This is a genomic window from Streptomyces sp. NPDC050535 (genome assembly GCF_044457665.1).
Lineage (GTDB): Bacteria > Actinomycetota > Actinomycetes > Streptomycetales > Streptomycetaceae > Streptomyces.
In genome coordinates, this window is sequence record NZ_JBITHE010000017.1 from 89,938 (window position 1) to 111,121 (window position 21,184).

Consider the following 21,184-nt stretch of genomic DNA (forward strand, 5'->3'; position numbering starts at 1 on the left):
AGCCGTAAGGAGAGAACAGATGGCCTACGCAGTCGTCGCCCACTACCGGTGCGATCCCACCGACGAGGCCACGGTGCGCGCCGCGCTGCTCAGGATGCGCGAGCACACGCGGAGCGAACCGGCGAACCTGGCGTACGAGGTGCACGCGGAGGCCGACCGGGCGGGCGGTTTCGTGCTGTACGAGCAGTACACCGACCGCGCCGGTTTCGACGCGCACACGGCGGCCGACCACTTCGCCGAGCTGATCGTCGAGACCGTACGGCCGCTGCTGACCGAGCGGACGGTGACCTTCGCCGAGGTGCTCTGAGGGCCCTGACGGCCGGGAAGCGCTTCGGCGTTTCCCGGCCGCCGCGTCTCAGAACTCGTTGCCCCAGCAGTAGCGGGCCAGGGTCTCCACCAGGACCAGCTTGAGGCGCTGCTCCTCGGCGCTCAGCAGCGGTCGCACGGCCAGATCGGCGAAGCCGCGTGACGGCGATATCGCCATGTCCTCCAGCTCCTTGATCTCGGCGGCCGCGTCGATACGGGCCATCACCGCGTCGATGCCCTCCAGCTCGGGCACGGTCGCGTCCACCACACCCAGGCACGCGTCGCGGTCCTCGGGCAGCGCCCTGAGCAGGTCCGTCTCGGCCTCGGTGCCCTTGTCGTAGGGCAGGATCCACCGGTCGGCGGGGACCTCCCCGTACAGCCGCTCGGCCCTGGCACGGTCGACCGCGGCGGGGGCCTCCCAGCCGGGGCAGACGCCCACACGTACGCCTTCGGGGCGCGCGTCCAGCCGTACCGCCAGAGCCTCGACGGCCAGTGCGTCCTCGAAGGTGAGCGCGCCGAGCGCGGCGGGCTCGGTGGCGGTGTGGGCGAGCAGGAGCGGGTTGTTGAGCTGGATCAGGCGGACGCCCCGGGAGACCAGCAGTCCGATCTCGGCGCTGATGATCTCCGCCAGGGCCTCGCCGAGTTCGCGGGCCGAGGAGGGGCCGCCGGAGCCGGCGAGCTCGGGCGTGAAGGTGGTGGCGGCCAGGTACGCCGGGGAGGGCAGGGAGACCTTCGGGGCGATCCAGGTCAGGTCGGCCAACCGGGTCGCCGAGTCCGCGGCCAGGGTGTGGTTGGCCTTGGGCAGGGTCTCCGCGACCCAGCGGGGGAAGCCGTCCACCGACTCGCCCTGCGCACGCCGGAATCCGGAGACCGCGTCGAAGACCGCGCCGCGGAAGTCCTCGTGGAGGAAGTCGCCATCGGTGACGACCGTGGAGCGCACCTTGCGCTGGAGGGCCACCACGTCCTTGACCGCCTCGGCCTCGGCCGCGCGCAGGACCTCGGAGTCGCCCTTCGCCCGCGCGGCGAGCAACTCGGCGGGGCGGACCAGGCTGCCGTGGTGGTCGATGCGGTAGTTGAAGGTATCCGCCATGATCAGTTGTCCTTTCCTGCCGGCTTGCCCGCGACGCCCCAGGCGGCGAACTCCAGCTCGTAGCCGAGGGATTCGAGGACCTCGTCGGCGACCTGCTGGTCCTCGTCCGCGGTGCCCCCCGCGATGCCGAGGCCGCCGATGATCTCGCCGTCCTTCTTGATCGTCATGCTGCCCTCGGTCGCCATGATCGGCATTGCGGCACCCGGCAGTTGGGACAGCTGTGAGAAGAAGACCGGCTGGTTCTCCTGCCACTTCTTCAGCATCTTGCCGGGCCGCTGCATCACGGCGGCGGTGTACGCCTTGGCGCGCGCGATGTCCGGGGTGAGCGGGCGTGCCCCGTCCGAGCGGCGGACGCTGACGACGAAGCCGCCATCGTCCACCACGGCGACGCTCACCGCTTTCCCGAGCGACCGGGCGCACTTCAGGGCGGCGTCGATGATCTCTTCGGCGGCGTCGAGGGTGAGGCTGCTCATGCGGCTTCCTTCTGTGCGGTGAGGGTGCGGCGCAGGCGGGCGACGGCCGCGTTGTACCGCTCCGGTGTCTCCCAATACATGGAGTGCGGGGCGTCCGGGACGATTTCCAGGTGCGAGCCGGGCGTCAGCTCGTGGGCGCGGGTCACGGTCTTCACGCTGAGCACCGCGTCCTTCTCGCCCGCCAGGAACGCGACCTTGACGCCGGAGGCCTCGATGTCCGCCAGGGACGGGCCGTTGGTGTCAAGGTTGCGCAGGTCGGCCATCTTCGCGACGTTGAAGGTGCCCATCTGCTGGAAGAGGAAGGTGAGGTCGGCCCGCTCCCGCTGGAACCGCTTGGTGAGCAGGCGGTCGATGACGGGGAGCTTGACGGCCTCGGCCCGGTCGGCCGCGGCGAGTTCCTTGAGTTCGGGGTGGCTGATCCCGCCGAGGGAGTGGCCGAGGACGACCGAACCGACCCGCTCGGGACGGAGCAGGCCCGCGCGCAGGGCGGCCACCGAGCCGATGGACTGGCCCACCAGCATGGCGTCGGTCAGGTCCTCGGCGTCCAGGACGGCGACCACGTCGCCGGGGAAGTCCTGGCCGTCGAACTCCGGCATGGACGAGTCGGACTTGCCGAAGCCGCGCAGGTCCACGGTGACGACCGTGAACTCCTCGCGCAGCGCGGCCACTTGCTGCCACCAGGCGGCGTGGTGCCCGCCGCTGCCGTGCACGAACAGGATCGCCGGACCGCTGCCGTGGCGCTCGTAGTAGATGGAGGTGCCGTCGGAGTCGGCGAGAGGCATGGGGATGAACTCCTAGCAAAGGGCGGTCAGTTGGGGCGCTTGCCGTGCCAGACCAGCTCGATCATGGTGTGGTCGGGGTCGTGGATGTAGCAGAACTTGGACTGGTTCTCGGGGCGCTCGATCGGGCGGGTGTGTCGGATGCCCAGCTCCTTCAGGTGGGCGAGGAAGTCGTCCCAGTCGTCGACCTCGACGGCGAAGTGATAGGGCGCCATGCGCTCCATCTCCTCGACGGGGGTGAAGTGCAGGTCGAAGTTGCCGCGGGTCATCAGCACCACTTTGGTGTTGGACTTGGGCATGATCCGCTTCAGCCCGAAGACCTTCGTGTACCACTCGGCGGTGCGGTCGGGGTCGGTGGTGGGGAAGTTGACGTGGTGGATGTAGCGGGGTGCGTTGCTCATGCGTGGTTCCCTTCTGGATGTACGGGGTTGGAGAGCACGCCGATTCCGGTGATCTCGACGTCGACGGTGTCGCCCGCCTCGAGCCCGCAGGTGGACTCGGCGCCCATCCACAGCACGTCGCCCGGGTGCATCGTGATGTGCTTGGTGATCTCGACGATGTGGTCGTAGGGATCGAAGACCATGTCACCGGTCGGGAACGCGGCGCGGACCTCGCCGTTGACGCGGAGCGTGGTCGTCTGCGCCAGGGCGTCGACGTCGGTCTCGATCCAGGGGCCCATGGGCTTGAACGTGTCGCTGTTCTTGCTGCGCCAGAACGTGCGGTCCTGGTGCTGCCAGGTGCGGGCGCTGATGTCGTTGCCGATCGTCCAGCCGAAGACGGACTTGCGCGCCTCCTCGTGGGTGGCGTGCCGCAGGGTGCGGCCGATGACCGCGACGAGTTCGGGCTCGGCCTCGAAGCGGCCCGTCACCCCGGTCGGCTTCACGATGGGCGAAAGGTGTCCGGTGAGCGCGTTGTTGGCCCGGTAGCCCACCTCGGGGCGGAGGGGAACCTCCCCGCCGGCGTGCTCGATGTGCCGCGGGTAGTTGAAGCCGACCGCGTAGAACACGGGCGGGACGACGACGGGCAGCCAGGTCGCGGTGGCGCGGGGCACGGTGCCGATGACGGTGGGGTCGCCGTCGAGCGGGGACTCGGACAGCAGCTCGATGTCCTCCTCCCCCACGCGGCCCCAGACCGCTCGTCCGCCGACCGAGACTCGGGTGTATCGCATGGCGTCTCAGCCCGCCAGCAGGTGGGAGACACGCTTGGTGACCAGGTAGGCGTCCAGCGCCTCGGGCCCGCCCTCCCTGCCGTAGCCGCTCTCCTTGACGCCGCCGGAGGGGGCCTCGCTGACGGAGCCGCCGCAGTGGTTGAGGGAGAGGATGCCGGCCTCCAGGTCGCGCACCAGGCGCTCGGCGGTGGCGGCGGACTCGGTGAAGCCGTAGGCGGCGAGGCCGTAGGGCAGCGCGTTCGCGGTGGCGAGCGCCTCGTCGAGGTCGCTGAAGGGGACGATGGGCGCGATGGGTCCGAACGGCTCCTCGTGCAGCACGGCCGCGTCCGCCGGTACGTCGGTCAGGACGGTCGGCGCGAAGAAGTAGCCCGCCCGGTCCAGCCGTTCACCGCCGGTGCGGACGGTGGCTCCGCGGCCGACGGCGTCGGCGGTCAGCCGCTGGATCGCCTGGAGCCGGCGTTCGTTGGCGAGCGGCCCCATGGTGGTGCCCTCCGCCAGGCCGTCGCCGACGACGACCGCCTCGGCGGCCTTCACGAACTCGGCGGTGAAGTCCTCGACGAGGCTCTCGTGGACCAGGAAGCGACTGGGCGAGGTGCACACCTGACCGGCGTTGGCGAACTTCGCCTGCGCGGCGCGGCGCGCGGCCCGCGCCGGGTCGGCGTCCGCGCACACGATCACCGGGGCGTGACCGCCCAGTTCCATCAGCGAGGGCTTCATGACCTCCCCGGCCGCGGCGGCGAGCAGCTTGCCGACGGGGACCGAGCCGGTGAAGGCGACCAGGCGGACGACCGGGGAGGCGATCAAGTGGGCGGACACCTGCGCCGGTTCGCCGAAGACGAGGTTGAGGACACCGGCGGGTAGACCGGCGTCCTCGAAGCAGCGGACCAGGGCCGCGGCGGTGGCCGGGGTCTCCTCGGATGCCTTGATGATGATCGAGCAGCCGGCCGAGAGCGCGGAGGAGATCTTCCGCATCGGCCCGCCCGCGGGGAAGTTCCAGGGGACGAAGGCGGCGACGGGTCCCAAGGGTTCGCGGCGTACGGACAGCAGGGTGCCGGGCGCGGAGGGGATGATCCGGCCGTAGGCGCGGCGGGCGTCGTCGGCGTGCCAGCGCAGGGTGTCGGCGACCCGGGCGGCCTCCCCGGCCGCCTCCGCGAGGGGCTTGCCCTGCTCCAGGGTCATCATGCGGCCGACCTCCACGCTGCGCTCCTCGAGCAGGTCGGCGGCGGCGTGCAGGATGGCGGTGCGCTTGACGATCGGCGTGTCGCGCCAGGTCCTGAAGCCTTCGGCGGCGGAGTCGAGGGCGCGGTCCAGATCGGCGGTGGTGGCGAGCGGTACTTCCCCGATCGTCTCCTCGGTGGCCGGATTCACGATCGGGGCGGTGCGTCCGGTGCCGCCTTGGCACCACTCGCCCGCTGTGTACATGCGGACGGCGGGGTAGCCGTGGTCGGTGGTCATCAGTGGGTGCCCTCTCAGGCCGGCGGACGAAGCGGAAGGGGTCTGGCTCAGAAGACGGGGAAGGGGTCTGGGTTCAGGAGACGGGGTTGTCCTGCTGGTCACGGTTCGTGCGCAGGGCCCAGATGTGGTGGGGCGGCGTGGTCTCGTGGACGCGGGTCTCGTAGGTGTCGTCGACCCGGTCCATGTCGGCGGCGTACTCGACCCGGCCGCCGCAGGGGGCGTGCACGAACCGGAAGACGTTCGAACCGACGGTGTGGCGGCCGAGCTTGCGCGCCTCGCGCCAGCCCTGGTCGATCATGTGGTTGCCGCCCTCGATGACATCGTCGAAGCCGGGGACCTCGTAGGCGATGTGGTTGACGCCCGCCTTGTCGGGGCGGTGGCACAGCAGCATCGTGTGCTGGTCCTCGTCACCCGGCGCCTGCATGAAGACGCCCATGGGCTCGACCACGTCGGTCGGACGGAACCCGAGAAGGTCCACGTAGAAACCGACGGCCTCCTCCCGGCCGTCCTTCGGGATGTTGAGCGCCACGTGGCACATCCGCAGGGGACGCACCCGGGTGATCGACTCCAGCGCGGTGTTCCAGCGGTTGACGCTGCCCAGCGCGTTGGCGGGACGTGGGGTGACGGGTGCGGACTTCGGCCGGGCCAGGGTCAGACCGACGCCGAACCCGGTCTCGTCCACGGTGTGGAACACGCCAGCGGCGTCCTCGCGGACCGTGCGCTCACGCCCGACCGAGGCCACCAGACGCTCCAGCTCCGCCGGGGTGTCGAGGCCCCACACCACCTCACGCAGGGTGGGACCGCCTTCGACCGCCGGGGGCAGCAGTGGGCCCGGATCGGTGTCCAGGTGGAGCGTCTGGCCGGTGAGCGTCTCGAACACCGCGTACTCGTCGGTCCTCTCCACCTGGAACAGTCCGAAGTCGTCGAAGAACCGGACGCATTCAGCGAGGTCGCCGATGCTGTAGGTGACCGATTCGATTCTCTGGATTCCCATGGATTCCTCGCTTCGTCGCAGGACAGACCTGCGGGACTCGTACGGTCACCTACTCCCGACGATCGTAGAATTTCGGCGGAGAGGGTCTCAACAGCCTGGTCGCACAGGCATCGCAAACGTTTCTTGCACACCCGGTCGTTTGGTGCGGCAAGGGCCGGGCAGGGTCAGATCACTTACCGGACCGGATCACTGCCGGCAGCGGGTCAGGTCACTTGTCGATCACCGGAATGGGGTTGTTGGAGAACCACTCGGTGAGGAAGTCGAGAAATACGGTGATTTTCCTCGGAGTTGCCTGACCGGGGCCGTAAATCGCGTAGAGGGGACGGTCGGGTACGGCGAGTTCGGGGAGCAGGACCTTGAGCGCGCCGGAGATGAGGTCGTCGTAGGCCGGGCGCTGTGGCAGCAGGGCGATTCCCCGGCCGTGCACGGCGGCTTTCTGCAGGGCCAGGTAGGAGTTCGACGAGAACGCCACATTGCGGATCTTGTGCAGTGTGGAGGCGTGCCCGTGGCCGATGCGCCACACGGGGTCGTTCACGTGCACGAGGCACTCGTGGAGCGCGAGGCCGTTGGGCTCGGTGAGCTCGCCCTCCCGGTCCAAGTATTCCTTCGACGCGCACAGCACGAAGGGCAGCGAGGCGATCTTCTTGAGTCGGACACTGGAGTCGCGCAGGTCCCGGGTGTGGAAGGCGACGTCGAATCCGCTGTCCAGGAAGTCGTAGGTCCGGTCGGACATTCCGCCGAGTTCGAATCGCACATGGATTTTGGGGTGCGCGGCGGAGAATGCGGCGATGGCGTCGCCGAGATCCAGGCTACCTATCCACTTGGGGCAGATGATGCTGAGTGTGCCCTCCGCGCGGTCGTGGAGATGGGCGATTCCCGCGTCCTCGGCCTCGATCTCGTCGAGTATGCGGGCGGCGAATTCGGCGTACCGCTGACCGGGCTCGGTGAGGCTCACGGAACGGGCGGTGCGATTGACCAGCCGGACACCCACCTGCCGTTCCAGTTCCGCGACGTGCCGTGACACCAGCGAGCCGGAGGAGCCCAGCTTCTTGGCGGCTCCGCTGAAGCTGCCGACCTGCGCGACGGTGACGAAGCTGTGCATGAGGAGCAAGCGATCCATGATTCCTCCGGAGACCCCCTCCCGTCAGCCCGGGACAGGAGAGGGAGGGTGCGTGGGTTCGCCCGACGCCGGAATCTCCTTGATGGGGTCCCCCACTCACGGCAGTCCGTGAGTGAGGGGTGGCTCTACCAGAACATTGCGGCGCGACGAGTACTGCGGCTCGGACGCGGTGAGACAGGCACCGTTTTCCCGGTGGGGCCCGCGCTTACTTGGGGCAGTACTGGGGTGCTTCGCTCAGGTTGTCCTTGGTGACCAAGACAAGAGGAATGTTGGCAATCTTGTCAACCGTCTTGTCCTTGTCCAGCAGCCCGATCGTGTTCTTGACCGCGGTCTGGCCGATCGTCATCGCCGAGTTGGCCACGGTGGCGGAGAACTCTCCGCTCTTGACGGCGGCCACCCCCTCCTCGGTGCCGTTCACGGTCACGATCTTGACGTCCTCGGCTCCCGCGGCGTCGAACGCCTTGCGCACGGCGAAGGCCATCTCCTCGTTGGCGACGAAGGCGTAGTCCAGGCCGGGATTGGCCTGGATCATGTTCTCGGCGACCTCCTGGGCCTTGACCGGGTTGAACATGCCGGGCTGGTTGGCGACCACCTCGGCGTTGGCCGGCAGGCCGTCCTTGAAGCCGCCCACGAGCAGGTCGGACGCGGCTCCGGGGGCCCCGGCGACGATCCCGACGCTCACGTCCTTGCCCGCGGCGTCCTGCTCGATCCAGCCGGCGTCCAGGCCGCCGACCTTCTTGAGGTCGACGACCGCGGCACCGAGAACACTCGACATGTCGGAGGTGGCCACGGAGGTCAGATAGATCGGGATGCCGGCGGACTTGGCCTTGGCTATGTCGCCCTCGAGGGCGTCGACGTTCACGGTCTGGACGATCAGCGCGTCCACGTTCCGGGCGATCATGTCCTCGATGTTGGACAGCTCGGTCCCGGCGTCCTGCTTCGAGTTGGCCGAGTACACCTTGGCGTCGTCCGTCTTGGCCTGCGCCTCCACGGCCTTCAGCAGACAGCTGTGGAAGTTGGTGTTGGCGCCGTTGACGAAACCGAGGGTGACCGAGCCGCCGGCAGCGCCCCCGCTGTCGTTCTCCGAGCCGCATCCGGAGAGGATGAGCGCGGCTGCGCCGACGAGCGAGGCCGCGGCGGCGCGGCGGTGGCGGGCGGTGGGCTTCATGGGGTTGGCCTTTCCTGCATCGTTGAAGAGAAGGTGTGACGGGTGTGGGGGCGCGCGAGAACTGCGTGGGGATGCGCGAAAAAGGTGTGCGCTCCGGTCGGGGCGGAGCTGATGACCCGACTCGCGTGGACGGCCGGACGCGGTCCTGGTGGCCGGCGTCGACGGCCTCCGGTTGCTAGTGGCCCGGCTCAGACTTGCGCTGGAACTCGTTGACGATGGCGGCGACGAGCAGCACCCCGCCGGTCACGACGTACTGGTAGTAGCTGTTGACCTCGAGCAGGTTGAGGGCGTTGGCGACGACGCCGAGCAGTACCGCGCCCAGCGCGGTGCCCACGACGGTGCCGCGTCCTCCGGCCAGCGAGGTGCCGCCGATGACCACCGCGGCGACGGCCGTGAGCTGGGTCTGCAGGCCGCCGGTGTTCGGGGCGGCGGCGCCGAGCCGGGAGAGCAGCATCAGTCCGGCCAGTCCCGCGAGGGCTCCGGCGAGTGCGTAGAGGGCGAGCTTGCGTCCGGGGACGTTGATGCCGCTCAGCCGGGCCACGTGTTCGTTGCCGCCCATCGCGAAGGCGTCGCGGCCGAAGGTGGTGAACCGCATGACCAGGCCGATCGCCACGAGCACCAGCAGGGCGACGATCAGCAGGTACGGGATGCCCAGGAACTTGGAGTTGCCGAGCGCCGACATCCTGTCGCCGATGGTGACGCTCTCACCGTTGAGGACCAGCAGGGCGACGCCGTCGAGGAGCATGGCGGACGCGAGGGTGGCGACGAAGGGGGCTACCCGGGTATAGGTCACCACCAGACCGTTGACCAGGCCTATCGCGGTGGCGAGCAGGAGGCTGAGGATCACCGTGACCGACGTGGACTGACCGCTGTGCAGCAGGGTCGCGGCCACCGACACGGTGACCGCCGCGTTGCTGCCCATGGAGAAGTCCATGCCGCCGGCGGTCATCAGCAGGGTCAGCCCGCCCGCGATGACGGCGGTCACGCTGATCTGCCGCAGTACGTTGATCAGGTTCTGGGAGGTGGTGAAGGAGTCCGCCTGGAGGGCGGTGAACAGCGCCACCAGGACGAGGACGACGATCAGTCCGCCGTGCGGGACGCGCAGCAGGGCCTGCGGTGCCAGGCGGGACGCGGTGCGCTGGGGCGCGGGCGGGTCGGCCACGGCGTCCGGGGAGGCGGAGGGGGTCTTGAGGCTCACTGGGGTTGACCTCCGAGGGCGGTGGCGACGAGTTCGTCGCGGGTGATGGCGGTGATGTCGTGTTCGGCGACCGTGCGGCCCGCGCTGACGACGACGACACGGTCGGCGAGGCGCATGACCTCCTCGGCGGAGGAGGAGGCGAGCAGTACGGCCACACCGCGTGAGGCGAGGTCGTCGACCAGGGTGTGGATGTCGGCCATGGCCGCGACGTCCACTCCGTTGGTGGGGTCCTCCAGGAAGCAGGCGACCGGATCGGTCTCCAGCCATTTGCCGAGCAGGACCTTCTGCTGGTTGCCGCCGGACAGCGCGCCCACCGGCGGGTTTCCGCTGAGGGCGACCACTCCGTAGCTGTCGCGGCGCGGTGCGGCCCGGCGGGCGAGTTCACCGCGGCGGTGCAGTCGGCGCCGGGTGAAGCGGTCGTCGGCCAGCATCAGGTTCTCGTCCAGGGTCATCCCGGCGACGAGGCCCAGGCTGCGGCGGTCACCGGTGACGCAGCGCAGTCCGCTGGCGAGGGAGGCGGGGACCCGGCCGAAGGGCACGGACCTGCCGTCCACGTGCAGTTCGCCGGTGTCCGGCCGTTGCCGTCCGGACAACAGGTCGAACAGCTTGGACTGCGCGTCGCCCGCGGGTCCGAGGACGGCGACGATCTCGCCCTTGCGCACCTCGACGGTGAAGTCCTCGATGGCCCGGCCGTGGCTCAGACCGCGTACGACGAGGCCTGCTTCGTGCTTCGGGGCGGGGCGCTCGGGACGCCGCGAGACCACGTCCCGGCCGACCATGCTCCGTACGAGCCCGGCCTGGTCCATCTCGGCGGCGGGCGCGCTGCGTACCACTTCCCCGTCGCGCAGGACCGTGAGCCGGTCGGCGACGGCCATGACCTCGTCGATGTAGTGCGAGATGTAGACGACGGCGACGCCGTCGTCGCGCAGGGTCCGCACCAGGTCGCGGATCTGGCCCGCGGCCTCGGCACTCAGACAGGCGGTCGGCTCGTCGAGGATCAGGATCCGGCCGCCTCGGCGGACCTCGCGGGCCACCTCGACCATGGTCTGTTCGGCGACGGTGAGCGAGGCTGCGGTCCGCGCGACGTCGATGTCGATGCCGAGTCCGGACAGCGCCCTCCGCGCCTCGTCCCTGACCGCTTTCCAGTGGACGGTGCCGCGCCGGGTGGGCAGGTCGCCCAGCATCACGTTCTCCGCGACGGTCAGTCCCATGGCCAGTTCGCGGCGCTGCGGGACGCAGGCGATGCCGAGCTTGCGGGCCTTGCGCACGGTCAGTCCCGACTGTGCCTGCCCGTTGACCTCGATGGTGCCGCCGTCGGCCTGGTGGACCCCGGAGAGGATCTGCACCAGCGTCGACTTGCCCGCTCCGTTCATGCCCATCAGCGCGTGGATCTCGCCGGGGTAGAGGTCGAGGTCGACGCCTTTGAGCGCGGCCGCCCCGCCGAAGTTCTTGGAGACGCCTCGTACGCGGATCACCGCCTCGGGTGCCGTGTCGGCACCGCCGGTGGGCTTGGCCGGTGTCCTGGGGGTCACGGCGATACCTCCCTGCGTGTCCCGGGTCGTCGGGGCTGTCACGGCCGCGGCCGGTCGCCGGCGGAGACCACACGCCCGTAGCCGCGGATGTCCGGGAACGGGGGTTCCTTGTCGGCCTGGAGGTCGACCTGGAAGGTGTTGAGGCACATGCCGAGCATGGTGAAGTTGCCGAGCGCGCCGATGGTGTCGACCAGGCCCTTGGAACCGAAGTGCCCGAGCGCGCGGGCGAAGGTCTCGTCGGAGACGAAGTGGTCGTCCAGGATCTCGCGGCAGAACTGGTAGAAGGCCTGGTCGGCGTCGCTGTCGAAGACCGCCTCGCGCTTTTCGGCGACGGCCTCGACCGCGGCTTCCGGGATGCCGGCCTCGATCGCCTGGTGCACATGCGCGTTCCAGGAGTACTGCGCGTCCCAGTTCCTGGCGGCCATCAGCAGGGTGAGTTCGCGCAGGTGCTTGGGGAGGCTGCAGTCGAAGCGGGCGAAGGCCCCGAGGGACTCGGCGCGTTCGCACATCTCCGGGCTGTGCAGCCAGACCCGGAACGGGCCGCGTACGGCGCCGCGCCGGCCGGCGATGCGGGCGGCCAGTTCCCGCTGGCGCGGATCCATGTCGTCATCGGTGAGAACGGGGAGCCTCATGTGGCCGATACCTGCCTTTTCTTTCCGGCGTGTTTCAGGCACGTACTGGGAAGCCGTGCGACGCCGCCGACGGTACAGCCGGGTTCGAGAAGCTCACCCACCTCGGAATGCAAGGTAAAACTGCACGGTGGAGGGCACCCATTCGCGGGGCCGGGACCTAACGTCATTCGACGCATCACCGTGAAGTGGAGAGGACCCCCGAGTGAGCACCATCATCAAGACCGCGTCCGTGCCCCTGCTCGACCGAGGCGGTTCCGTCGTGACGACGCCGCTGATCACCACGACGTCGGCGGACGGGGAGAACCGGATCACCAGCGGGATGAGTGTGTATCCGGTGGGTTCGGGGGCGCCGATGCACTCGCACAACTGCGACGAGCACGTGACGATCCTCGAAGGCGAGGCGGAGGTCGTGGTCGACGGTGAGGTGACGAAGCTGGAGCGGTTCGACACCACCTACGTTCCGTCACCGATTCCTCATCTCTTCAGGAATGTCGGTGACAGTCCTCTGCGCATTCTGTGGGTCTACACGTCGGGGACGGTGACACGTACGTTCACCGAGACGGGCGTGACGGTGGAGCACCTCTCGGCCCAGGACCAGATGGCCTGACGCAATTTGGCCTGCGTGTGGCCCAGTTGGGGGTGGCCTCCAAGGGAGAACCACCCCCGCGCGCCCAACCGAGTTCAGCCGCCGCTCAGTTGCGGGTCCACTGCTGGTTCGCTCCCCCGTTGCACGCCCACAGGTCGATCAGCGTGCCGTTCGCCGTGCCGTTGCCGAGCGCGTCCAGGCACAGCCCCGAGACGTTGTTGGTGATGGTGCCGTTGGAGTTGACGGTCCACTTCTGGTTGGTGCCGCCGTGGCAGTCCCAGATGACGACCCGGGTGCCGTTTGCGGTGCCGCTGTCGTAGGCGTCGAGGCACTTGTTGCCGTAGACGACGAGCTCGCCGCGCGAGGTGTACGTGAACGTCTGGTTCTGGCCTCCGCCGCAGTCCCAGAGTTCGGCCTGGGTGTTGTTGCCGATGGAGCTCTTGAAGAAGTCGAGGCAGCGCCCGGAGCCGGTGCCGACGATCGCCGTGCCGTTGGTTCCCGGGATGGCACGGACGGCCACGGCGTCGATGTCGGGCGCGGTGCCCGATGGCCCGAAGACGAGCGTGTTCGACCCCTTCGCCAGGTGGGCCAGCACGGAGACCGTCCGGTACGTGGTCGACGACCCGGTGGGCGGAAGGGCGAGCGTCTGCGTGTACTGGTCGTTGACCCGGAAGGTCGCCTTGCGGGCCGTGGAACCGGAGTTGGCGTAACTGATGTCGATCAGCCTCGTGCCCGCACCGGCCGCGGTGACCCCGGTGAACGTCGGTGTCGTGGCCGAGGTGGTGTCCTCGTACGTCGTCCCGGAGCCCTCCGTGCCCGAGACGGTGAGCAGGACGGCCTCCCCCGCGGGCACGGAAGCGGTGTAACTCGTGGCGTACGAGCCGGCGTTGGACGCGGACCACACGTTACGCACCGCGGCCGACGCCGTGGTGAGCCCCAAGTCCTGCCAGCGGGCGGTGATGTTGGCCGCCGCGGACGTACGGTTCAGCAGCAGGACCGCGCGCTTGCCCGTGCCGGCTAGGATCTTGCTGTAGACCTGCAGACCCGTGCTGTCCTCGGCGACCTCGACGCCTTGGAGTCCGCGCGCGTCCTGGTCGATCGCGATGACCTCGGAGTTGGTGAGGATCGAGGCGGTCGACGCGCTCATGGTGGCGAGGTTGTTGCCCGCGAGCAGTGGCGCGCCGGCGATCGCCCACAGTCCCATGTGGGTACGGTTCTGCGCGGCGCTCAGACCGGTCATGCCGATCGTCATCATGTCGGGGTCGTTGTAGTAGCCGGTGTGCTGGGCGGCGGGATGCAGGGACTTGTCGAAGTTCGCCAGGATGCTGGACATGGACGGGTTGCTGGGCCAGAACACGATGTCGGTGCTGGTGCGCCACATGTCACCGGTGCCCGCGGCCCAGTTCCAGGGGTTGCCCGTGCCCCACTCGCACAGCGACAGCACCAGCGAGCGCCCGGTCACCGCGGTCGCGGCGACGTTGGCGTCGCGGATCGCCTTGTACGTCGTCTCCTGGTCGAGGCCCTCGGCGTCGCCGCCGCACCAGTCGATCTTGACGAAGTCGAACCCCCAGTTCTGGAAGGCCTGGAGGTCCTGCTGGTTGTGGCCCTCCATACCGGTGTTGGGCGCGGCGGGCACGGTGTCCGGAGTCGGGTAGTAGTACCCGCAGCCGTTCTTCCCGGCGTCGGTGTAGATGCCGGCCTTCAGGCCCTTGCTGTGGATGTAGTCGGCGATGGCCTTCATCCCGCCGGGCCACTGTTCGGTGTCGACGGTGATGTCGCCGGCGCTGTCGCGGGTGCCCACCCACCAGCCCTCGTCGATGTTGACGTATTTGTAGCCCGCGGCGGCCATTCCCGAGGAGACGAGGGCATCCGCCTGGGCCTTGATCGTGTCGTAGTCGATGACGCTCGCGAAGCTGTTCCAGGAGGCCCAGCCCATCGGGGCGGGGCTGACGCCGATCTGGTTGGTGCTGACGGCCACCGGTTCGGTCGCGAGAGGTGCGGCCGAGCGGCCGAGGCCGGCCAGCCCGGCGACGGTGAGGCACAGGACGGCGCACTGAACGACGGCGCGTCTCAGGAGGCGCCTGAGCAACGACGTGTTCGAAATAGTGGACATGCGGCTCTCCCTTGAGCGGTTTGTTCGCAGACTCGAACAAAAGTCAACGAGACTCGCCATATGGCAGCGCCTTGTCAGCGGCACGTCAAGTCCCTTGACCGCAAAGGCCGTTCACGTTTCGCCAACACCCGCGGTGGAGCGGTCGGGATGCGGCCGGGACGCTTTCGGGCACGCGCGATACCTTCGCCCTGCACGGCCGCGCTCGGCCGGGAAAGATCTCGATGTCGGGGAGAGTCATGCGTGACGGGACGGCGGACGAGAAGATCGTCGAGGTGGCTTCCGGGGTCCACCTGGTCCACGGCAGCAACACGAACTGGGTGATCCTCACCGAGGGTGACGGCGTCACCCTGGTCGACACGGGCTATCCCGGCGACCGGCAGGCCGTCCTGGCCTCACTGGACGCTCTCGGCCACTCCCCCGAGGCCGTCACGGGCGTGCTCATCACGCACGCGCACAACGACCACCTGGGTTCGGCCGAGTACTTCAGCGGCACCTTCGGTACGCCCGTGTATCTGCACGAGGCCGAACTGCCGCACGCGCGCCGGGAGTTCCTGCACCAGGTGAGCGTCGGGCAGGTGATGCGCCAGGCCTGGCGTCCCGGCGTACTGCCGTGGGCACTGCGCGCTCTCAGGTCGGGCGGCAAGGCGGACGTCCGCATGACCAGGCCCGAGCCGTTCCCCAGAGAGGGCGCGCTCGATCTGCCCGGCCGTCCGGTTCCGGTGCACACGCCGGGCCATACGGCGGGGCACTGCGTCTTTCATCTCCCGGACGCCGGAGTCACGATTTCCGGAGACGCGCTGGTCAGCGGCCATCCCACGTCCCGGCTACGGGGTCCGCAGCTCCTGCCGGCGATGTTCGACGGCGAACGCGAGCAGGCCCGCGCCTCGCTGGCGCACATCGAGGCCCTCGCCGCGGACGTCCTGCTCCCCGGGCACGGTCCCGTGCACCGCGGTTCCGTGCCCGAGGCCGCACGACGCGCGCGGGAGTCGGCTAGCTGACGCCCTCCGGCCGGGCGGAACCGGCCATGCCCTGCTGCCGGTCGGAGCTGACCGCCTCCAGGTAGGCCCGGAGCGCGTCCCGGTTGCGGCTCAGGCAGTCGATGCGGCTCTGGATGCGGTCGATCTCGTCGCTCAGCAGCACGGCGGTCTCCGGCGTCAGGCACGCGGGGTGGAGATGGATCTCGCCGGGCGCGGACAGAAACGGCAGGATGGCGCGGATGATCTCGGTGGTGAGTCCGGAGTCGAGCAGTCCGCGGATCTGCTGGACACACTGGACGGCCTCGACGCCGTACTCCCGATAGCCGTTCTCGCCCCGCGCGGGGTTCAGCAGGTTCTGTTCCTCGTAGTACCGCAGCATCCGGGTGGGGACACCGGTCCGTCGCGACAGTTCACCGATCTTCATGGCTCCCCCTGATGAACGCACTTGCCTTCACACTGATGTGAAGGTTTCAGCATGGTCCCATGACCGTCGCCCCGCCCGCCGGCAGCACCGCCGCGCCTGCCGCCAGGCTCCCCCTGTCAGGCCTGATGGCGCTGTCCGCAGCCGCCTTCACCGCCGTCATGACCGAGCTTCTGCCCGCCGGTCTGCTGCCGCGGATGGCAGCGGACCTGCGCGTCTCCGAGGGGCGGGTCGGTTTCCTGGTGACCGGTTACGCGCTCGCCTCCTTCCTCGCCGCCGTGCCGCTGACCGCCGCGTCGCGCGGTCTGCCACGCCGCCCGGTGCTGCTCGGCGCCCTCGTGGGCTTCGCCTGCTGCAACGCGGTGACCGCGCTGTCGTCCGCGTACGCGCTCACCTTCGTGGCCCGGCTCACCGCAGGGGTCATGGGCGGCCTGCTGTGGGCGATGCTCGTCGGGTACGCGGCCCGCATGGTCCCCGCCGAGCAGCGCGGCCGAGCCATCGCGATCGTCCTGGCGGGGATCACGCTCGCCCTGTCGCTGGGTGTCCCGGCGGGCACCGCGCTGGCCGACGCGCTCGGCTGGCGCGCGGTCTTCGCCCTGCTGACGGTGGTCGCCGTGCTGCTCGCGGTCTGGGTCCGATGGCGGGTTCCGGGCTTCCCCGGTGAGGCGGCGGGCGCGTGCGTGCCACTGCGCCGGGTGGCCGCCCTGCCCGGGATCGCGACCGTCCTGTCGGTCACTCTGCTGCTGCTCCTCGGCCACCAGGTGATGTACACGTACGTCGCCCCGTTCGCGGAGCATGCGGGATTCGGCCACACCGGTCCGGTCCTGCTGATGTTCGGGGTGGCCACCGTGGCCGGGATCTGGGTCACCGGCGTACTGGTCGACAGGTACCTGCGACGAACTCTGCTGACGGCGCTCGCCACCATCGCGTGCGCGCTGCTCGCCCTGGGGCTGTACGCGAGGAGCCCCGCCGTGCTCCTCGTCTCGGTGGCCCTGTGGGGCGCCGCTTTCGGCGGGGCGCCGACCCTGATCCAGACCGCCCTGGTCGACGCCTGCGGACCCGTCAACGCCGATGTGGCCACCTCGCTCCAGACCACGGTCTACAACGCGGGCATCGCCGCGGGTTCGCTCACCGGCGGGCTCGTCCTGGAGGGCGCGGGCGCCGGGCCGCTGCCCTGGGCCGCGCTGCCGCTGATCGCGGCCGCGCTGGCCGTCGTGGCGCTGGGGCACGGCCGGGCCTTTCCCGTACGGCGCCCCACAGAGGACCGCTTCAAGTCCCCCGCCACCTCCAACAGCTCACGCTCCTGACCGAGTTCGAGGGTGGTGACTCCGTACACGCGCTCGCCCGCGAACGGCCTGACCGGACCCGTGTACATACGGGCCGTGTCGAAGGAGGGGGTGCGGCCGAATTCCTCGGCGAGGGCGACTCCGGCCGCGTTCGTCCCCGGGACGTCGATGCCGACCTCCCGCCCGGCGGCCTCACCGCTCAGCGCGGCGAACAGCGCCCGCGCGTCCTCGGCTGTGACGGCGGTGGCGGTGGCGGCGAACAGCGGGCCGACGCGCAGGGCGTCACGGAAGGATCCCCGCGAGGTCCATCCCTGCGGGCCCGTTCCTGGTACGGCTTTTCGGCGTCGGCCCGCAGGGACGGCGGGATCACCGGGCGGCGACCGCCCGGGACCGCCGGTACAGAACCGCCCCGCCCAGGAGCAGCGCGGCGCTCGCGCCGATCGCGGGCAGCGCCTGGTCCGCGCCGGTCTCGGCGAGGGAGGCCATGTGCCGCGGCGGGGTCCGGTGAGCCGGCTTCCCCGCAGGCGTGTGCGCCTTGGCAGGCGGGACGGGCGGCTTCGGCGCGGGCGCGGCCGGGCGGCCGGGACGGCCCTCGGAGACGTTCGCGGACTCGTTGCCGACGACCGCGTTGCCGATGCCGACGACGTTCACGGAGTTGCCCGTGACGTTGACGGGGAGATCGAGAGGCAGCCGCACACCGTTGCCGGAGAGCACACCTGGCGAATCCCGTCCGCCGCCGTGCGCGACGGCACCACCCTTCGAACCGCCGGGCGCCTCGGCCCCGCTTCCGCCCCTACCGCCGGGCGTCTCGGCCCGGCCGCCGCCCTCGTTGGCACAGCTGTTGCCCGCCGCCGGGTTCAGCAGCCCGACGACGTTCACGGTGTTCCCGCACACGTTCACCGGAACGTGCACCGGGAGCTGGACGGTGTTGCCGGAGATCAGACCGGGCGAACCCGCCGCGGTGCCGTCCGCCTCGGAGTCGGCGTGCGCCGGCATGGTCACGGCCATCGCGCCCGAGGCGGCGACTGCGGCGATCAATCCATTTCGGGTAACCCGTTTCATAGGGTCCCTGCCTTCCAGACATGGTCGCGGGCGGTCGCCCGCATGCCATAAAACGCGTAAGAACCATCCGAGTTATGGCTTATCGGCCTTTCACCCCATCGAGCGTCCTGGTTATCGAACTGGTGGCGCGGCTCGTACGACCGGTATCGGCGCTCGCGAAACACGTGGACCACGCGCCCGCGCCCTTCGGACGCGCAGGGTAAGTCACCGCGCCCCGTTCCGCTCGCCCAGAGGCGACCCCCGGGACCCGCCCTTATCGTGAGCGAGGGGGCAGCCGGGCGTACCTGGAGGCATGCATGCTGTCCGTGCACCAACGCTGCGCGTTCGCCGGAGCGACGACCGTGACGCTGGCCCTGCTGGCGGCCGGAACGCCCTCGGTGGCGACGGCCGCCGACGAACCCGACCTGTCCCGCTTCTACGGCCAACGGATCAAGTGGTCCGCGTGCAGGGGATACGAGACGCCCGAGGACATGCAGTGCGGAAAGGTGACCGTCCCGCTGGACTACGCGAACCCGGGTGACGGAACACTCGACGTGGCGCTGGCCCGCTATCGCGCGACGGGCAGATCACGGGGCTCGGTGCTGCTGAACTTCGGCGGTCCCGGCGGTGCGGGGATACCTCAACTGGCCGTCGGGGGCAAGGAGTTCATGGGCCTGACGAACGGCTACGACGTGGTCACCTTCGACCCCAGAGGCGTCGGCCAGTCCTCGCCCGTCAGCTGCGGCGACGCCGCCGAGGAGGCGTACGGCATGACGGACGGCGCCGCCGAGGGTGGCGATCCGCGGGCCGCCCTCGACGCGTTGCGGAAGGCGGCCGACGAATGCACCAAGCACTCGGGGCCCGTGCTGCGCCACATAGGCACGGTCAACGCCTCCCGGGACATGGACGTGATGCGCCAGGCTCTCGGTGACAAGAAGCTCAACTACCTCGGTTTCTCCTACGGAACGCGGCTGGGCGCGGTGTACGCGGCCCAGTTCCCCAAGCGGACGGGCCGGTTGGTCCTCGACGGCGTGGACACACTCACCGAGTCGATGTCCGAGCAGGGGCTCGTGGGCGCCGAAGGGCAGCAGACCGCGCTGGAGGACTTCCTCGCCTGGTGCACCAAGGACCTCGCCTGTCCGTTCGGGCAGGATGTGCGAAGCGCCCGTACGCAGGTCGTCCAGCTCGTCGGCTCACTGGACGAGGACCCGGTTCCGGCCGACTTCGGTCAGGAGTTCTCCGGCCAGGACCTGGTGGGCGCCATCAGCCAGGCGCTCTACAGCCGCCAGATGTGGCCCACCCTGGAGCAGGCCCTCAACTCCCTGCTCCAGGACGGCGACGCCCGCTGGCTCACCCAACTGTCGGGGGGCGCGGCCTTCCCCGGCACCGGCGTGCGGGCGAAGCCGGGGCTCCCGCCCGTTGTGGGTGCCGAGCCGGAGGGTTCACCCGTCGTGGAAGCCAAGCCGAAGGGTTCACCCGACGTAGGAGCCAGGCCTGACGGTTCACCCGCTGTGGCCACCCGGCGGGACGACGAGCTGACCGTGACGGCCGAACCGGACGGCGGCCTGGTCGACCCGGTGGACGTCCCCATCGACAACCTCCCGGCAGCCCTGATGGCGATCAACTGCGCGGACGACCCAGACCGGCCCAGCGCCGACCAGGTCGCCGAGGAGATCGAGCGGCTCCGCACCGAGTACGCGCAGGTGTCCCCGGTCTTCGGCGAGTACCGGCTCACCCAGGTACTGATGTGTTACGGCCGCCCCAAGGGCACCGACTACATACGCGAGAAGGTGCGTGACGTCGACACCGGCAAGATGCTCCTCATCGGCACCCGCGGCGACCCCGCGACTCCCTACCGCTGGACCATGGAGACCGCGGAGCGTCTCGGCTCCTCGGCCGTCGTGCTGGACAACAAGGGCGACGGGCACACCGGGTACGCGTCCTCCAGGTGCGTGCACCAGAAGGTCGACGACTTCCTGCTGTACGGCTCCCTGCCGGACAGCGGCAGCTCCTGCGGGCCGCCGGACTCCGAGGAGTGAACAGGGGTCGCGGACACCGGAGAAATGCAACAGCCACGTAACACGGACAAGTCGGCTACAACCTCGTCAACTCCCCGGTTGTCACACTGGGCAGGCGTCGCCTCGACCGGGCACGCCGCACGACCCGTACACATGCCCAACACAGGGGGAACACCACCGATGCGTATCCGACCCGTCCTCGCCCTCGCGACCGCTGCCGCGGCGCTCCTCGTCGCCGCGCCCCAGGGCTCGGCCGCCACTCCTCAGAGCTCGGCCGCCACCAAGGTCGCCGCCTGCCCGGAGAAGACCCTGACCCTGGCGGCGCGGCAGTCCGCGAACCCCACCGTCGTGCACATCAGCGTCACCAACCACTCCAAGCGGACCTGCACCGTCGACCGCATCCCGACCGTCACCTTCGGGGACCTCGACGGCGCGGCCCTGCCGGTGCCGGCCGGGGACAGCGGTCCCTACCGGATCGGCGCGGGCAGGACCGCGTACGCGGCCGTCCGTACGATCGGCGACCTGGCAGACCCCGAGGCGCGCCGGGTGGACTCGGTCACCGTGTCCGCCGACCCGGCGCGGTTCGGCCGCACCTTCAGCGCGCGGGAGCTGGGCGCGGGTGACGCGGTCCTCGTGTGGGAGCCGGTGACGACGTGGTGGAAGCCGTCGGTGGCCGCCGCGGACAAGGCGCTCGGGCTCAAGTAGACGCTCGGCAGTCGCCAGGACACGCACGAGGTCCGGGAGCGGAGGCCGTGCGGCACACCCGCCGCCCAGTCCGCGCCCCGGGCCTCGCGTATCGCGTCCCGTGTCCCGTGCGTCATGGCCCG

Annotated in this window: 21 protein-coding genes and 1 pseudogene; 6 read left to right on the forward strand and 16 right to left on the reverse strand. The window is 70.0% G+C overall.

Annotated features, from left to right (window positions below):
* Positions 1–19: 19 nt before the first annotated feature.
* Positions 20–307, forward strand: coding sequence for a putative quinol monooxygenase (locus ACIBLC_RS30760; RefSeq protein ID WP_399214597.1), 288 nt, complete (start codon positions 20–22; stop codon positions 305–307).
* A 48-nt stretch (positions 308–355) separates the two neighbouring features.
* On the opposite strand, the gene ACIBLC_RS30765 is transcribed toward ACIBLC_RS30760, so the two are convergent.
* The 12 genes from ACIBLC_RS30765 to ACIBLC_RS30820 all read right to left on the reverse strand — a co-directional run bounded on the left by ACIBLC_RS30765 (position 356) and on the right by ACIBLC_RS30820 (position 11,885).
* On the reverse strand, positions 356–1,396 hold the full coding sequence (locus tag ACIBLC_RS30765) for a methionine synthase II (cobalamin-independent)-like protein (protein WP_399214598.1): 1,041 nt from the start codon (positions 1,394–1,396) through the stop codon (positions 356–358).
* A 2-nt stretch (positions 1,397–1,398) separates the two neighbouring features.
* Positions 1,399–1,869, reverse strand: a complete 471-nt coding sequence (locus ACIBLC_RS30770; protein ID WP_399214599.1) for a heme-binding protein — start codon at positions 1,867–1,869, stop codon at positions 1,399–1,401.
* Positions 1,866–2,651, reverse strand: coding sequence for an alpha/beta fold hydrolase (locus ACIBLC_RS30775; protein WP_399214600.1), 786 nt, complete (start codon positions 2,649–2,651; stop codon positions 1,866–1,868). The genes ACIBLC_RS30770 and ACIBLC_RS30775 overlap by 4 nt, the downstream gene beginning before the upstream one ends.
* A 26-nt stretch (positions 2,652–2,677) precedes the next feature.
* Positions 2,678–3,049 carry a VOC family protein gene (locus ACIBLC_RS30780; RefSeq protein WP_266470358.1) on the reverse strand — a complete coding sequence of 124 codons (372 nt, stop codon included), beginning with the start codon at positions 3,047–3,049 and terminating at the stop codon, positions 2,678–2,680.
* Positions 3,046–3,816, reverse strand: a complete 771-nt coding sequence (locus ACIBLC_RS30785; RefSeq protein ID WP_399214601.1) for a fumarylacetoacetate hydrolase family protein — start codon at positions 3,814–3,816, stop codon at positions 3,046–3,048. The genes ACIBLC_RS30780 and ACIBLC_RS30785 overlap by 4 nt, the downstream gene beginning before the upstream one ends.
* Before the next feature lie 6 nt (positions 3,817–3,822).
* Complete coding sequence (locus ACIBLC_RS30790; protein WP_399214602.1) at positions 3,823–5,271, reverse strand: NAD-dependent succinate-semialdehyde dehydrogenase; 1,449 nt, start codon at positions 5,269–5,271, stop codon at positions 3,823–3,825.
* A gap of 73 nt (positions 5,272–5,344) precedes the next feature.
* On the reverse strand, positions 5,345–6,265 hold the full coding sequence (locus ACIBLC_RS30795) for a VOC family protein (RefSeq protein ID WP_399214603.1): 921 nt from the start codon (positions 6,263–6,265) through the stop codon (positions 5,345–5,347).
* Between the two features lie 208 nt (positions 6,266–6,473).
* Complete coding sequence (locus tag ACIBLC_RS30800; RefSeq protein WP_399214604.1) at positions 6,474–7,385, reverse strand: LysR family transcriptional regulator; 912 nt, start codon at positions 7,383–7,385, stop codon at positions 6,474–6,476.
* 205 nt (positions 7,386–7,590) lie between these two features.
* Complete coding sequence (locus ACIBLC_RS30805) at positions 7,591–8,553, reverse strand: sugar ABC transporter substrate-binding protein (protein ID WP_399214605.1); 963 nt, start codon at positions 8,551–8,553, stop codon at positions 7,591–7,593.
* Positions 8,554–8,728: 175 nt separating this feature from the next.
* Positions 8,729–9,751, reverse strand: coding sequence for an ABC transporter permease (locus tag ACIBLC_RS30810; RefSeq protein ID WP_399214606.1), 1,023 nt, complete (start codon positions 9,749–9,751; stop codon positions 8,729–8,731).
* Positions 9,748–11,283: a sugar ABC transporter ATP-binding protein gene (locus tag ACIBLC_RS30815; protein WP_399214607.1), complete on the reverse strand. Its 1,536-nt coding sequence runs from the start codon at positions 11,281–11,283 to the stop codon at positions 9,748–9,750. Before ACIBLC_RS30815 ends, ACIBLC_RS30810 begins: the two co-directional genes overlap by 4 nt.
* A 38-nt stretch (positions 11,284–11,321) precedes the next feature.
* Positions 11,322–11,885, reverse strand: coding sequence for a carboxymuconolactone decarboxylase family protein (locus tag ACIBLC_RS30820; protein WP_399214676.1), 564 nt, complete (start codon positions 11,883–11,885; stop codon positions 11,322–11,324).
* 232 nt (positions 11,886–12,117) lie between these two features.
* Here ACIBLC_RS30820 and ACIBLC_RS30825 point away from each other — a divergent pair, with 232 nt between their 5' ends.
* On the forward strand, positions 12,118–12,522 hold the full coding sequence (locus tag ACIBLC_RS30825) for a cupin domain-containing protein (protein WP_399214608.1): 405 nt from the start codon (positions 12,118–12,120) through the stop codon (positions 12,520–12,522).
* Between the two features lie 85 nt (positions 12,523–12,607).
* Here the strand turns inward: ACIBLC_RS30825 and ACIBLC_RS30830 are convergent, their stop codons facing one another.
* Positions 12,608–14,614 carry an RICIN domain-containing protein gene (locus ACIBLC_RS30830; RefSeq protein ID WP_399214609.1) on the reverse strand — a complete coding sequence of 669 codons (2,007 nt, stop codon included), beginning with the start codon at positions 14,612–14,614 and terminating at the stop codon, positions 12,608–12,610.
* A 236-nt stretch (positions 14,615–14,850) separates the two neighbouring features.
* Between ACIBLC_RS30830 and ACIBLC_RS30835 the strand changes: the two genes are divergently transcribed.
* Positions 14,851–15,612, forward strand: coding sequence for an MBL fold metallo-hydrolase (locus ACIBLC_RS30835; RefSeq protein ID WP_399214610.1), 762 nt, complete (start codon positions 14,851–14,853; stop codon positions 15,610–15,612).
* On the opposite strand, the gene ACIBLC_RS30840 is transcribed toward ACIBLC_RS30835, so the two are convergent.
* Entirely contained in the window at positions 15,605–16,015 is a 411-nt protein-coding gene (locus ACIBLC_RS30840; RefSeq protein ID WP_399214611.1) for a MerR family transcriptional regulator, read from the reverse strand. The genes ACIBLC_RS30835 and ACIBLC_RS30840 overlap by 8 nt on opposite strands.
* Before the next feature lie 59 nt (positions 16,016–16,074).
* On the opposite strand from ACIBLC_RS30840, the gene ACIBLC_RS30845 reads away from it, so the two are divergent.
* Complete coding sequence (locus ACIBLC_RS30845) at positions 16,075–17,319, forward strand: MFS transporter (protein ID WP_399214612.1); 1,245 nt, start codon at positions 16,075–16,077, stop codon at positions 17,317–17,319.
* On the opposite strand, the pseudogene ACIBLC_RS30850 reads toward ACIBLC_RS30845, so the two are convergent.
* Together ACIBLC_RS30850 and ACIBLC_RS30855 are read right to left on the reverse strand one after the other, a co-directional pair.
* Positions 17,319–17,585: pseudogene (locus tag ACIBLC_RS30850) on the reverse strand (GNAT family N-acetyltransferase); the annotation flags it as partial. The gene ACIBLC_RS30845 and the pseudogene ACIBLC_RS30850 sit on opposite strands and share 1 nt — an antisense overlap.
* Positions 17,586–17,664: 79 nt before the next feature.
* Entirely contained in the window at positions 17,665–18,360 is a 696-nt protein-coding gene (locus tag ACIBLC_RS30855; RefSeq protein WP_399214613.1) for a chaplin, read from the reverse strand.
* Between the two features lie 296 nt (positions 18,361–18,656).
* Here ACIBLC_RS30855 and ACIBLC_RS30860 point away from each other — a divergent pair, with 296 nt between their 5' ends.
* Complete coding sequence (locus ACIBLC_RS30860) at positions 18,657–20,378, forward strand: alpha/beta fold hydrolase (protein ID WP_399214614.1); 1,722 nt, start codon at positions 18,657–18,659, stop codon at positions 20,376–20,378.
* 159 nt (positions 20,379–20,537) lie between these two features.
* The gene (locus ACIBLC_RS30865) at positions 20,538–21,062 is read left to right on the forward strand and encodes a DUF4232 domain-containing protein (RefSeq protein WP_399214615.1); all 525 of its coding nucleotides are present in this window, start codon (positions 20,538–20,540) and stop codon (positions 21,060–21,062) included.
* The last annotated feature ends 122 nt before the right edge of the window (positions 21,063–21,184 follow it).

Bases quoted from the DNA above. Each gene is read 5' to 3' on its own strand.
- ACIBLC_RS30760 (WP_399214597.1), top strand. From the start codon at position 20: ATGGCCTACGCAGTCGTCGCCCACTACCGGTGCGATCCCACCGACGAG.
- ACIBLC_RS30765 (WP_399214598.1), bottom strand. From the start codon at position 1,396: ATGGCGGATACCTTCAACTACCGCATCGACCACCACGGCAGCCTGGTC.
- ACIBLC_RS30770 (WP_399214599.1), bottom strand. From the start codon at position 1,869: ATGAGCAGCCTCACCCTCGACGCCGCCGAAGAGATCATCGACGCCGCC.
- ACIBLC_RS30775 (WP_399214600.1), bottom strand. From the start codon at position 2,651: ATGCCTCTCGCCGACTCCGACGGCACCTCCATCTACTACGAGCGCCAC.
- ACIBLC_RS30780 (WP_266470358.1), bottom strand. From the start codon at position 3,049: ATGAGCAACGCACCCCGCTACATCCACCACGTCAACTTCCCCACCACC.
- ACIBLC_RS30785 (WP_399214601.1), bottom strand. From the start codon at position 3,816: ATGCGATACACCCGAGTCTCGGTCGGCGGACGAGCGGTCTGGGGCCGC.
- ACIBLC_RS30790 (WP_399214602.1), bottom strand. From the start codon at position 5,271: ATGACCACCGACCACGGCTACCCCGCCGTCCGCATGTACACAGCGGGC.
- ACIBLC_RS30795 (WP_399214603.1), bottom strand. From the start codon at position 6,265: ATGGGAATCCAGAGAATCGAATCGGTCACCTACAGCATCGGCGACCTC.
- ACIBLC_RS30800 (WP_399214604.1), bottom strand. From the start codon at position 7,385: ATGGATCGCTTGCTCCTCATGCACAGCTTCGTCACCGTCGCGCAGGTC.
- ACIBLC_RS30805 (WP_399214605.1), bottom strand. From the start codon at position 8,553: ATGAAGCCCACCGCCCGCCACCGCCGCGCCGCCGCGGCCTCGCTCGTC.
- ACIBLC_RS30820 (WP_399214676.1), bottom strand. From the start codon at position 11,885: ATGGATCCGCGCCAGCGGGAACTGGCCGCCCGCATCGCCGGCCGGCGC.
- ACIBLC_RS30830 (WP_399214609.1), bottom strand. From the start codon at position 14,614: ATGTCCACTATTTCGAACACGTCGTTGCTCAGGCGCCTCCTGAGACGC.
- ACIBLC_RS30835 (WP_399214610.1), top strand. From the start codon at position 14,851: ATGCGTGACGGGACGGCGGACGAGAAGATCGTCGAGGTGGCTTCCGGG.
- ACIBLC_RS30840 (WP_399214611.1), bottom strand. From the start codon at position 16,015: ATGAAGATCGGTGAACTGTCGCGACGGACCGGTGTCCCCACCCGGATG.
- ACIBLC_RS30845 (WP_399214612.1), top strand. From the start codon at position 16,075: ATGACCGTCGCCCCGCCCGCCGGCAGCACCGCCGCGCCTGCCGCCAGG.
- ACIBLC_RS30855 (WP_399214613.1), bottom strand. From the start codon at position 18,360: ATGAAACGGGTTACCCGAAATGGATTGATCGCCGCAGTCGCCGCCTCG.
- ACIBLC_RS30860 (WP_399214614.1), top strand. From the start codon at position 18,657: ATGCTGTCCGTGCACCAACGCTGCGCGTTCGCCGGAGCGACGACCGTG.
- ACIBLC_RS30865 (WP_399214615.1), top strand. From the start codon at position 20,538: ATGCGTATCCGACCCGTCCTCGCCCTCGCGACCGCTGCCGCGGCGCTC.